Raw genomic sequence first — 12589 nt, forward strand, 5'->3', positions numbered from 1 at the left:
TCCTCCCGCTTTCCTTCGTTGACCCTCTCTTGTCTCAATGCTGTGTAAAATTTTACAACTCTGACGGTTTGCGACGTTATCCTGCGGTGCGTTGATGGTTATTGTCGTGTTAATATTGTTTATCCTGTTTTGAATTAAGTTAACTATGTTTAGTCGATCTGCTGACTTTTGTGGCTTTACCGTCCGTTCCGTCCGCAAGCCTTATGCGGGGATGCTCTTATGCTGGCTGATTGCCCTGGTGTTTTTTGCCGGCTTGCTGACCACCTCTCTGGCGATGGCTGCCGGAAACATGGATGTTCCTACCCGCAGTGAAGTGCAAAATCAGCTGGATGCCCTTAATCGGCAGAAAACACCTACGCCTGCGGAGAAACTGACCCAGCAGGATCTGTTTCACACCCTGGAGTTGCTCGATGCCCTCGATCGCGTCAAACAGGAACAGAGCCAGTTAAAGCAGCAGCTCGCCGATGCTCCTAATCAACTGCGCATTGCCAGCGAAGGTCTGAGCAAACTGCAAGACAAAAGCGATGATGCCGCCACCAAGAGTCAGTTGGCCTCGCTCTCCTTGCGTCAGTTGGAAAGCCGACTGGGAGATACCCTCGATGACCTGCAAGCGTCCCAGAACGATCTGTCGACCTTTAATACGCAACTGATTACGCTGCAAACCCAGCCTGAACGTGTGCAGAATGCCATGTACAGCTACTCCAAAAGCCTGCAAAACATCCGCAATCAGCTTAACGGCATGTCGCCTAACCAGCAGGAGTTACGCAGCTCGCAGCAACAGATGCTGGTTACCGAGCAGGCGCTGCTGAATGCCGAAATCGACCTGCAGCGTAATAACCTGCAAGCCAATACCACTTTGCAGGACTTGTTGCAGAAACAGCGTGATTACACCAATGGTCATATCAACCAACTGGAGAAGTTCACCCAGTTGCTGCAAGACGTGGTTAATGGCAAGCGTTTAACGCTCTCCGAACGCACGGCAAAAGAGGCGCAAACGCCGGGCGATACCACCGATCTGCAAAAAGACCCGCTGGTCAGCCAGGAACTGGGTATTAACCGCGATCTGAGTCAGCGGCTGATCACCTCTACGGAGGAAGGCAACAAGCTGCTACAGCAAAATATCACGGTGAAAAACTGGCTCGATCGTTCCTCGCAGTCTGAGCACGATCTGAAAGAGCAAATCACCGAGTTGAAAGGCAGCCTGTTACTCTCGCGCATTCTTTATCAACAGCAGCAAAACAATCAGCCTACCGCCACCCTGATGACGGATATGAGTACGCAGATTGCCGATTTGCGCCTCGAACAGTTCAATATTAACCAGCAGCGCGACGAACTGTTCCAGGGCGACGATTACATTCAAAACCTGACCAAAAACAGCAAAGAATCGATCAACGAGGATATCAGCGATGCCTTGGAGCAGATTGTTGATGTTCGCCGCTCCTTGCTGGATCAGCTTAACAAGCAGCTGGGCAATCAGTTGGCGCTGGCGATCAGCCTGCAGATTAATCAACAGCAACTACTGAGTATTAACCAATCGCTAAACAGTACCCTGACGCAACAGATTTTCTGGGTCAGCAGTAACAAGCCGATGGACTGGGCGTTTATCAAGTCGTTGCCGGAAAATATCCGCCATCAGTTCAAAGGCTTTAGTCTCAGGATGCCACTGGGCGAACTGATGCTGGGGGCATTGCATGCCTTACCGGTAACCTTGCCGCTGCTGGCGGCCATTTTGATCCTGCTATGGCGACGCAAGGCCATTGCCCAGCGTATTGATAAACTGAGCAGCGACGTTGGCCAATTGAAACGCGATTCCCAATTGCATACCCCAGAAGCCTTGCTGTTGGTGCTGATGCTGGTATTGCCCGGCGTGCTGCTGACCCTGGCGATCGGCTATTGGTTATCGGTGTGCGATATTGATGCCAACGATTTTTTATGGACCCTGGCGCAGCGCTTTGCCGTGTTCCAGCTGGTGATGGGTTTTTGCTACCGCTCCCTGGCACCGCGTGGCGTTAACGAACGGCACTTTTCTATCCCGGCGGCAACCTGCGCCCACTATCGTCGTTCCATTATTCGTCTGTCGCTGGCGATGTTGCCGCTAATTTTCTGGACGGTACGTGGCGAAAAAGCGCCGCTGGGCCTGGTGGATGACATTATCGGCCAGATCCTGGTGTTTCTGACGCTGGCAGTGTTAACGGTATTGATTTTCCCGATGTTCCGCGACGGCTGGCGGGAAAAGAATTCGCACAATGTGCGGCTGGTGGCGGTGACGGTCATTGCGCTGGCGCCATTATTCTTTATCGGCCTGATGGTCACCGGCTATTTTTATACTACCCTGCGCTTGTCTGGTCGCTGGCTGGACAGCCTCTATCTGTTGATTATCTGGAATATTACCGGCATGACGGCGCTGCGTGGATTAAGCGTGGCGGCACGTCGTCTGGCCTATCGGCGTGCACTGGCGCGTCGGCAGACCAGCAATGTCAAAGAGGGGGCCGAAGGGGGAGAGCCGGTAGAAGAAGCGCCATTGGGACTGGATCAGATCAACCAGCAAACCCTGCGTTTAACCACTATGGCTCTGTTTATGGTCTTTGCCGCGATCTTCTACTGGGTTTGGTCGGATCTACTGACGGTGATCTCTTATCTCGACAGTATTTCCATGTGGCACTACTCGGCAAGCATTGAAGGCAAAGTGGTGCAGCAGACGGTTACCCTGGGCAATTTCCTGCTCGGCTTTGCGGCGATCATTATTGCTTATGTGCTCACCCGCAACTTGCCAGGTTTGCTAGAGGTGCTGGTGCTGTCGAGGTTGCAGCTGCGTCAGGGCACCTCTTACGCCATCACCACCATTCTGACCTATGCCATTACGGTGATTGGTGCCATTACCGCCCTTGGGTCGCTGGGCGTCTCCTGGGATAAACTACAGTGGCTGGTGGCGGCGCTATCGGTAGGCTTGGGATTTGGTTTGCAGGAGATCTTCGCCAACTTTGTTTCCGGTTTGATCATCCTGTTTGAACGCCCGATTCGTATCGGCGATACCGTGACCATTGGCACCTTCTCCGGGTCGATCAGCAAGATCCGCATTCGTGCGACCACGCTGACGGACTTTGATCGCAAAGAAGTCATTATCCCCAACAAGGCGTTTGTCACCGAACGCTTAATCAACTGGTCGTTGTCGGATACGGTCACCCGCGTACTGATTAAAGTCGGCGTAGCTTATGGTTCGGATTTGGATAAGGTCAAAGAGGTGTTACTGCAGGCGGCCCATGATAACCCGAGGGTAATGAGCGATCCTGCTCCGCAGGTGTTCTTCCTCAACTTTGGCGCCAGCACGCTGGATCATGAGCTGCGGCTGTATGTGCGTGAACTGCGTGACAGAAGCTATACCGTGGATGAGCTTAACCGCAGTATTGACCGGCTGTGCCGTGAAAATAATATCAATATTGCGTTCAATCAGTTGGAAGTGTATCTGCACAACAACAGCGGTAATGAAGTTCAGGAAATCAACCGCCCGTTGCCATCGCCAGGTGAGGGTACCCTGGTCTGAGGGGGATAATTTACAGGTAGCTTACGGACAAGCTGCCTGCACTCTTTCTGAGCTTTTCCTGATAGTCACGTTTCACAATCTCCAGTGCCGCCAGCGCAACATCGGGTGCAATTTCATTACATTCCAGCAGGTAGATCAAATCGACAGCCAACTGCAGTTCGGGAGGTGCATTTTCTACGGACATAAGCGTTCCAGTTTTACTTGAGCGTTGGTTTTTATTTAACCGTGTTTAAACAAATTTAACCAACTAGGCTATATTGAATTACGAGTATAGAGTTTTTGACTCAAATACCGATGGTATTTTTCAAATTCTGTGATAACCGCTTCAAAAACCCCGTTCCTGTCGCTCGATGCTGCGTTCTATCTTGATTAACGCCTGACGACAACGCATTAGTCGACCTTCCAGTGCTGCCAGTTCCTTTTGCATCAGCTGCTGTTCGCTAAAGGTGGCCAGTTTGCCCAGGTTGCTTTCCCGATCCTGGATCATCGCCATCAATCGCCGTTCAAACTGCTGATGCTCCACCAGCTTGCTGTAAAAATCGCTGCTCTGGCGCTCTTTTTGTTTATCGGCATTTCTCAGCGTTTGCGTAGCCAGTTCCCGTTGCAGGGCAGTAATTTGTGACACCAGACGTTCTGCCACAAAGGCCACCTGCGCACTTCTGTTTTCGGCCACCACCTGACACAGCTGGGCAAAATTGACCCGCACCTCCGCCAGATATTCGCGTAATCGCGTGCCTTTGCTGGCAAAAAGCGTGACATCAAAGCGTGCCTGCTGCGCCGGAGTATGGGCAATAGGCTCTATTTCCCGAGCCAGATTTTCAATCTGTTGCTCAAGGGATTGCAACAAGGTTTGCGTACTCACCGGGGTTCTCCTGAGGCCAGAGGCTGCGCGCGCACCATTGCGCGACAACGCCTGACATACCAGCTTACCTGTAAAGCCGCCAGAAACAAGCTACCCGTAGTTGGTTACCCTTGCCGTTTTGCCCTATTTTGGCGGCAGTGGTGGCTGCATTACTGGTGCAGATTATGCTTTGTGTGTTGTTGATCATCATGTGGTGCTTCCCGGTGGTTGACCTAAAGCAATAAAAAAGGCGATCATGTCCGGCTGTGGGTTGCTTTTTAAAGTGGCTTTGCATAGATTTGGGCGTCTTGACCGTCGGTCGTCTCCCAACTTACTTTCTTGAATAGTCTGCTGAACTCGCTTTCTGTTACTTATTTATGCTGTCGATGATTATCGGCAGGCGTGATGGGATCGCTGTTGCTTCGCGACTATTAAAGTATAAATCGACGCTTTTTCAGGCCTTTATTATGAGCGCTACCGTTATGACCGCTACTGCACAGCAGCTTGAGTTTATTAAAGACAGTATCAAAACCATCCCTGACTACCCGAAGCCGGGCATACTGTTCCGTGATGTCACCAGTTTGCTGGAAAATCCAGCGGCCTATCAGGCCAGTATTGATTTGTTGACCGCGCGTTTTCGCGACACCGGTGTCACCAAAGTGGTGGGCACCGAAGCGCGAGGCTTTCTGTTTGGTGCGCCGGTGGCACTGGCGCTGGGTGTAGGCTTTGTCCCGGTGCGTAAGCCGGGCAAATTGCCGCGTGAAACCATCAGCGAAGAATATGAGTTAGAGTACGGCACCGATAAGCTGGAAATTCATACCGATGCCATCAAGCCTGGCGACAAGGTATTGGTGATTGATGACCTGCTGGCTACCGGCGGTACCATCGAAGCGACGGCCAAGCTGATCCGTCGTCTGGGCGGTGAGGTGTCCGATGCCGCCTTTATCATCAACTTGCCAGAACTCGGCGGCGAAAAGCGGCTGAACGGTCTGGATATTACCTGTTATAGCCTGGTCTGCTTCTCTGGCCATTAATATTTTTTGTCCTTCAGGGGACTGCCGGTAGCGACTGCCGGCATGCTGAAGGCCGTGGGATATAAAAAGGTCTCGCTCGCTCGTACGGGCGAGGCTGTGATAGCATAACTCTACAGATCACTCGACTTCTCCGGTATTAATGAGCTATCAGGTTCTTGCCCGTAAATGGCGCCCCCAAACTTTTACTGACGTAGTAGGTCAGGAACATGTGCTGACTGCGCTGGCCAATGGCCTGTCGCTTGGGCGTATCCATCACGCTTATCTCTTCTCCGGCACCCGTGGCGTGGGTAAAACTACCATTGCCCGTCTGTTGGCCAAAGGCCTGAATTGCGAAACCGGCATTACTTCTACCCCTTGCGGTCTGTGCGACAATTGTCGCGAGATCGAACAGGGGCGCTTTGTTGATCTGATCGAAATAGACGCCGCCTCGCGCACCAAAGTCGAAGACACCCGTGAACTGCTGGATAACGTGCAATATGCACCAGCCAGAGGGCGCTTCAAAGTCTACCTGATTGACGAAGTACACATGCTCTCGCGTCACAGCTTTAACGCGCTGTTGAAAACGCTGGAAGAGCCACCGGCCCACGTCAAATTTCTGCTGGCTACCACCGATCCGCAAAAATTACCGGTCACTATCCTTTCCCGTTGTCTGCAATTCCATTTAAAGGCCCTGGACGTGGAGCAGATCCGCAACCAGTTGGACAAGGTGTTGCAGGCCGAGCAGATTGCCAGCGAAGCCCGCGCCTTACAGTTGTTGGCCCGCGCTGCCGACGGCAGTATGCGTGATGCCCTCAGTCTGGCCGACCAGGCGATTGCCATGGGGCAAGGGCAGGTGACCACCGAAACCGTGGCGCAAATGTTGGGAACGCTCGATGACGAGCAACCGCTGGCCATTATTGAAGCGCTGGTGAGCGCTGACGGTGCCAAAGTGATGGCGCAGGTTGACCAGGCGGCCTCACGCGGCGTGGATTGGGAAACGTTGCTGGTGGAGACCCTGGCGCTGTTGCACCGTATTGCGATGGTGCAGTTGTTGCCCTCGGTGCTGGATAACCATTACGCGTCAATAGAACAACGGCTGCGCGAGCTGGCGCGGGTTATTCCGCCAACGGATGTGCAGCTTTACTATCAAACCTTACTGATGGGGCGCAAAGATCTGCCGTTCGCCCCGGATAAACGTATGGGCGTCGAGATGTCGTTGCTGCGTGCGTTGGCGTTTCATCCCAAAGTGATGATTGCCGAGCCGCAGGTCGTTAGCGTGGCGCAAGGGCATGGACCATTACCGTCGCCGAGCCAGGACAGCGCCCCTTCCGCGCCGGTCGCCCAAAGCGCACCACCAGACATCGGAGAACCGTCGCCTCCGGCGACCCCTAACGTTGGTCTCCCCGACGCGACGGCGCAGCTGTTACAGGCGAGAACACAGTTACGTCGTCAGCAGGGAACGTCGTCCCCAAAAAAAGCTGAGCCGGCGGCGCCTGGAAAAGCGCAGCCGGCCAACTCGGTGCTGGAGCGATTGGCTTCAGTTACCGAGCGTTCACTGGAACGTGCCAGCGGTGCGGCGGTTAAAAAGTCACCAGAAGCACCGATAAAAAAAGAGGCTTATCGCTGGAAAGCGGTAAACGAGCCGGAAGTCATCAACGAACCGGTGGCAACGCCGAAAGCCTTGCGCACCGCGCTGGAACATGAAAAATCGCCGGAACTGGCAGCTCGTCTGGCAGAAGAGGCGATTGAACGCGACGAATGGGCAGCGATTATTCACCAACTGACGCTACCCAAACTGGTACAGCAGTTGGCGCTTAATGCCTTTCTGGAACGCCCGGATGCGGCGACTTTACGTTTGCATTTGCGTTCTGCGCAGCGCCATCTGAATTCGCCAACGGCGCAAAAAACGCTGCTCGAGGCGCTGGTGACGCATTATCAAACGGCGCTGACGCTCAGCGTGATTGAAGATGACGATCAGGCAGTAAGAACGCCGCTTGAATGGCGACAGGCAATTTACGAAGAAAAACTGGCGCAGGCGCGTCAGTCGATTATCGCGGATAATAATATTCAGACTTTGCGTCGTTTCTTTGACGCCGAGCTGGATGAAGAAAGTATCCGCCCCATTTAACTGCCGCAGTAGGAGCATGGTGCACATACGCGGCCCGACGCAGAGAGAGATGAATATGTTTGGAAAAGGCGGCATTGGTAACCTGATGAAACAGGCCCAGCAAATGCAAGAAAAAATGCAGCAGGTTCAGGCTGAAATCGCGGCACTGGAAGTGACCGGCGAATCTGGCGCGGGTTTGGTTAAAGTGACCATCAACGGCGCGCACAACTGCCGTCGCGTTGAAATCGATCCTAGCCTGTTGGAAGATGACAAAGACATGCTGGAAGATCTGGTTGCTGCGGCTTTCAACGATGCGGCACGTCGCATTGATGAAACCCAAAAAGAAAAAATGGCAACCGTTTCTGGCGGCATGCAGTTGCCACCGGGCTTTAAGATGCCATTCTGATGCAAACCAGCCCACTCCTTGAATCATTAATGGAGGCGCTGCGCTGTCTGCCGGGCGTTGGCCCCAAGTCAGCACAGCGTATGGCATTCCAGCTACTGCAGCGCGATCGCAGTGGCGGCATGCGGCTGGCGCAGTCTCTGACCCGGGCAATGTCCGAAATTGGCCACTGTGCCGATTGCCGGACATTTACCGAACAGGAAATCTGTACCATTTGCGCCAATCCACGGCGGAAAGAAAACGGTCAGATTTGTGTGGTAGAAAGCCCGGCAGATATTCATGCCGTCGAACAAACCGGCCAGTTTTCGGGACGTTACTTTGTGTTGATGGGGCATCTGTCCCCCCTCGACGGCATTGGTCCTGACGATATTGGTCTTGGGCGGCTGGAACAGCGACTGGAGAGCGAAAGCATTCAGGAGGTGATCCTCGCCACCAACCCGACGGTCGAAGGGGAAGCCACCGCCAACTATATTGCCGAGATGTGTGGTCAGTATGGTGTGCTCGCCAGCCGTATCGCCCATGGCGTACCGGTCGGCGGAGAGCTGGAAATGGTCGATGGCACCACGCTGTCCCATTCGCTGGCGGGACGTCTGCCTTTCAAGTTCTAGTCCTTTATGCTTTACGCGCCGCGCTCGTGGCTGCGCTTGTTCACCCCGGGAGCTCGGTTGTTGCCAGTGCCCGGGGATGAATAAGCCTGTTTCTGCCTGGCTCTCTTTGCTGTTCTGCTGCCCCCTCCAGGTTTAGCGCGCTACCCCTGCGGCAGTGCTTTACGATTTCCTTGCCTGTTCCTCTTGAATCCGCAATTTCTGACCCCATCTCTTTGACAGCCTGTTTTAACTGTTTTTGTTGCATCGCGTCGCCAGGCCAATCGCTAAGCCTATGACCATGCATCAAAATCATTATTCAATACAGTTGTGTTTTAACCACGCAAACAGTTTGATTGAGGTATTTGATGAGTATGAAAGGACAAGAGACCCGCGGATTTCAGTCAGAAGTAAAACAATTACTGCACCTGATGATCCACTCGCTTTATTCGAATAAAGAAATCTTCCTGCGTGAGCTGATCTCCAACGCCTCGGATGCCGCCGATAAACTGCGTTTTTGTGCGCTGTCTAAACCTGAACTTTATGAAGGCGATGCCGAGCTGCACGTTCGTCTGTCCTTCGACAAAGAGAAACGTACCCTGACGTTGAGCGATAACGGCATTGGTATGACCCGTGACGAAGTGATCGACAACCTGGGTACCATTGCCAAATCCGGTACCAAAGCCTTTCTGCAATCGGTCGGTTCCGAGCAGGCGAAAGACAGCCAGTTGATCGGCCAGTTTGGTGTTGGTTTCTATTCGGCCTTTATCGTCGCCGACAAAGTTACCGTGCGTACCCGCGCTGCTGGCGTAAGCCCGCAAGAAGGCGTGTTCTGGGAGTCGGAAGGCGAAGGCGAATATACCCTTGCCGATAATGAAAAAGCCGATCGCGGTACGGAAATCACCCTGCATCTGCGCGCCGATCAGGACGAGTTCCTTGATGACTGGCGTGTTCGCTCGATTATCAGCAAATACTCCGACCATATTGCCCTGCCGGTTGAAGTTGAAACCCACAAGGAAGACGACGACAGCGTCACCTGGGAGCAGATCAACAAGGCTCAGGCGCTGTGGACCCGTGGTCGTGCAGAAATCAGCGAAGACGAATACAAAGAGTTCTACAAGCATATTTCCCATGACTTCAGCGATCCATTGAGCTGGAGCCACAACCGCGTAGAAGGCAAGCAGGAGTATACCAGCCTGCTGTATATCCCTTCGCAGGCACCGTGGGATATGTGGAATCGCGATCATAAACACGGCCTGAAACTCTATGTGCAGCGCGTGTTTATTATGGACGAAGCCGAACAGTTTATGCCGAACTACCTGCGCTTTGTTCGTGGTCTGATCGACTCCAACGATCTGCCGCTGAACGTATCGCGTGAAATTCTGCAAGACAGCCGCGTTACCCAGAACCTGCGCAGTGCGTTAAGCAAGCGTGCTCTGCAAATGCTGGAAAAACTGGCGAAAGACGATGCTGAAAAATACCTGCAATTCTGGAAACAGTTCGGTCTGGTACTGAAAGAAGGCCCGGCAGAAGACAGCAGCAATAAAGAAACTATTGCCAAACTGCTGCGTTTTGCCAGCACCCGTAACGACTCCTCCGAGCAGACGCTGTCGCTGGAAGAGTACGTGGCAAGCATGGTCGAAGGGCAGGACAAGATTTACTACATTACCGCCGACAGCTATGCCGCCGCCAAGAGCAGCCCTCATCTGGAACTGTTCCGTAAAAAAGGTATCGAGGTTCTGCTGCTGTCCGACCGTATCGACGAATGGATGATGAGCTATCTCACCGAGTTTGATGGCAAAACCTTCCAGTCAGTCAGCAAAGCCGATGAGTCTCTCGACAAACTGGCCGATGAAGAGAATGAGCAGCAAAAAGAGGCGCAGAAAGCGCTGGAGCCTTTTGTTGAGCGCGTGAAAACCCTGTTGGGCGATCGCGTCAAAGAAGTGCGCTTAACCCAGCGTTTAACGGATACTCCGGCGATTGTGACCACCGGTTCCGACGAAATGAGCACGCAAATGGCCAAACTGTTTGCCGCTGCCGGTCAGGATGCGCCAGAAGTTAAGTATATCTTTGAGCTTAATCCTGAGCATGCCCTGGTAAAACGTGCGGCCAACGAAAGCGACGACAGCCAGTTCGCCGAGTGGGTTGAATTGTTGTTGGATCAGGCGCTGTTTGCCGAACGCGGCACACTGGAAGATCCTAACCTGTTTATCCGTCGTATGAACCAACTGCTGCAAGCTTAATCTTTACCTCAGGTACTCTAGAGGGCCCCTTTATGGGGCCTTTTTCATTGTGCACCGGCCTGCTATCCCTGGCTGGCTTCTTCTAATAACCAACTGCGAAACAGACCGATCTCCCGCTCCTGGCTGCGTGAACGCTTAACCAACATATAGGTAGCGCGATCGACCTCGGCAAAGCCTAACGGCGCAATCAGACTGCCTTCCTGGATCTCTTTTTTAACCAGAATTTGCGGTGTCATAATAATCCCCAGGCCATTTTTTGCCGCCTGGATCGCCAGCGTGAGATTATCAAAATGTTTCCCCGAGACAAAATCGCCGCGGGTATTGGTTTTTCTTGCCCACTCCTGCCAGGCGTTAATTTTGGTATCAGCATGTAGCAAGGGCAGGGTCGCGAAGTCGGTTTCATAAGTGAAACGATGATGGAAATCCGGTGAGCATACCGGACCAATATAATCCACAGTGATAAGCGTGGCCTGGATCTCCTCGGACAGTGGCGATTCATTACTCTTAATTAAAATATCCGTCCTTTCATCAAATATATTTTCAATATTGACATGTGTCTGAAAGGTTAAGGCAATTTTCTCATGGCGCTGCGAAAAACGGCTGATACGCGGAATAAGCCATTGCGATAAAAAGCTCGGTGCACAGGAGATAATTAAATTATTTTCTTCCCGAGCCTTAATTTGCTTACAGGTCATCTCGATATTTCTAAATACCTGTTCACAACATTTTCGTAAAACTTCCCCGTCTTGCGTTAAATAAACTCTTCCAGCTGTGCGTTTAAATAATGGTGTGCCCAGCCAGCTTTCCAGGTTTTTTATTTGGTGGCTGATGGCGCTATGAGTGACATTTAATGACTCAGCCGCGGCACTAAAGCTTTCAAATACTGCCGCCTGCTTAAAATAGTGTAATGCGCGCAATGAAGGGAGATCGGACATAGGGCCACCTTGTTAGATAATCTCAACTTGTCTGTCTGTTTATATCATTTTCTTACGCGGAAAAAACGCTTTAGTCTCCATGTTGTCCCAACATGATTCACCAGGATGGTGATGAAGTTCTGTAAATAAAACTTGCCGGGACACCCCACTTCGCTTCTCAATGTGCCGTATGGCACGGGTATTTCAATCAATATTGAGGATCAATATGAACAATACTTCCGTAAAGACTCAGCTCGTTATGTTTACCGGTGGCCGCGACAGTTCGCTGGCAGCTTGTTATCTGATGTTACAAGGTATCCCGGTGCACCTCTACTCGGCTAACAGCGGATGCTCGCTGCACCGCGGCATTCTTTCTCATCGGGTTGAAGAACTTAAAAATCGTTTTGGTGACTTGGTGGTAGCTCATACCGTAGAGGATATAAGCGGTACCTTCCGTACACTGGCCATTGAAAATATTGAAGGTGACATTCTTAAATATAGAAAAAATTTGGTACTGCTGGGGGAAAAATTAGCCATCCATGCCCACCTGATTGATTTTTGTCACCGTCATGATATCGAAGTTATTAATGATGGTATCACCCATTATCAACAGGAATTCCCGGAACAACGGCTGGTGGCAAAAGAATTCCTGGTCGACTTTATGAAAGAGTTCGGCATTCAGTATCACTCACCCATATATGAATTTGCGCAATCTTCCGACGATGTGAAATATCGCCTGTTGCAGTTGGGGATCTCGACCAAATCCCTCGAAGGGGTGAGTATTTTTGGCGACAGTTTCTCTACACCAAGTGACGATACCATCCTCGCCTATCTGCGAGAAAAAACGCCGCTGGCGCTAAATATCGTCAAGTTCCTGTCCGGGGAAAGCCTGAATCTGATCAAGAAAGTGGCCAGCTCGCCCGCTGAAGCCGCCTGAGAGGAG

Annotated in this window: 10 protein-coding genes; 7 read left to right on the plus strand and 3 right to left on the minus strand. The window is 52.1% G+C overall.

Going from position 1 to position 12589, the window contains the following annotated elements; all coding sequences use genetic code 11:
* The first annotated feature begins 145 nt into the window (after positions 1–145).
* Positions 146–3541, plus strand: a complete 3396-nt coding sequence (gene mscK / locus GW590_RS04610; RefSeq protein WP_169401848.1) for a mechanosensitive channel MscK — start codon at positions 146–148, stop codon at positions 3539–3541.
* 10 nt (positions 3542–3551) lie between these two features.
* Here the strand turns inward: mscK and rsmS are convergent, their stop codons facing one another.
* The gene (gene rsmS / locus GW590_RS04615) at positions 3552–3725 is read right to left on the minus strand and encodes a pleiotropic regulatory protein RsmS (RefSeq protein WP_169401849.1); all 174 of its coding nucleotides are present in this window, start codon (positions 3723–3725) and stop codon (positions 3552–3554) included.
* Between the two features lie 141 nt (positions 3726–3866).
* Positions 3867–4403, minus strand: a complete 537-nt coding sequence (gene priC / locus GW590_RS04620) for a primosomal replication protein PriC (RefSeq protein WP_169401850.1) — start codon at positions 4401–4403, stop codon at positions 3867–3869.
* Between the two features lie 461 nt (positions 4404–4864).
* Here priC and apt point away from each other — a divergent pair, with 461 nt between their 5' ends.
* The 5 genes from apt to htpG all read left to right on the plus strand — a co-directional run bounded on the left by apt (position 4865) and on the right by htpG (position 10732).
* Complete coding sequence (gene apt, locus GW590_RS04625; RefSeq protein WP_169402113.1) at positions 4865–5416, plus strand: adenine phosphoribosyltransferase; 552 nt, start codon at positions 4865–4867, stop codon at positions 5414–5416.
* Between the two features lie 139 nt (positions 5417–5555).
* Positions 5556–7523 carry a DNA polymerase III subunit gamma/tau gene (dnaX, locus tag GW590_RS04630; RefSeq protein WP_169401851.1) on the plus strand — a complete coding sequence of 656 codons (1968 nt, stop codon included), beginning with the start codon at positions 5556–5558 and terminating at the stop codon, positions 7521–7523.
* 55 nt (positions 7524–7578) lie between these two features.
* The gene (locus GW590_RS04635; RefSeq protein ID WP_169402114.1) at positions 7579–7908 is read left to right on the plus strand and encodes a YbaB/EbfC family nucleoid-associated protein; all 330 of its coding nucleotides are present in this window, start codon (positions 7579–7581) and stop codon (positions 7906–7908) included.
* A complete protein-coding gene (recR, locus tag GW590_RS04640) occupies positions 7908–8513 on the plus strand; it encodes a recombination mediator RecR (RefSeq protein ID WP_169401852.1) in 606 nt (201 codons plus the stop codon). Before GW590_RS04635 ends, recR begins: the two co-directional genes overlap by 1 nt.
* A gap of 350 nt (positions 8514–8863) precedes the next feature.
* Positions 8864–10732, plus strand: a complete 1869-nt coding sequence (htpG, locus tag GW590_RS04645) for a molecular chaperone HtpG (protein WP_211186662.1) — start codon at positions 8864–8866, stop codon at positions 10730–10732.
* 62 nt (positions 10733–10794) lie between these two features.
* Here the strand turns inward: htpG and GW590_RS04650 are convergent, their stop codons facing one another.
* A complete protein-coding gene (locus GW590_RS04650) occupies positions 10795–11667 on the minus strand; it encodes a LysR substrate-binding domain-containing protein (protein WP_169401854.1) in 873 nt (290 codons plus the stop codon).
* Positions 11668–11872: 205 nt separating this feature from the next.
* On the opposite strand from GW590_RS04650, the gene GW590_RS04655 reads away from it, so the two are divergent.
* Complete coding sequence (locus GW590_RS04655; protein ID WP_211186637.1) at positions 11873–12583, plus strand: hypothetical protein; 711 nt, start codon at positions 11873–11875, stop codon at positions 12581–12583.
* Positions 12584–12589 lie beyond the last annotated feature (6 nt).

This window comes from Rouxiella aceris (genome assembly GCF_012933545.1).
In the GTDB taxonomy this organism is placed as follows: Bacteria; Pseudomonadota; Gammaproteobacteria; order Enterobacterales; family Enterobacteriaceae; genus Rouxiella; species Rouxiella aceris.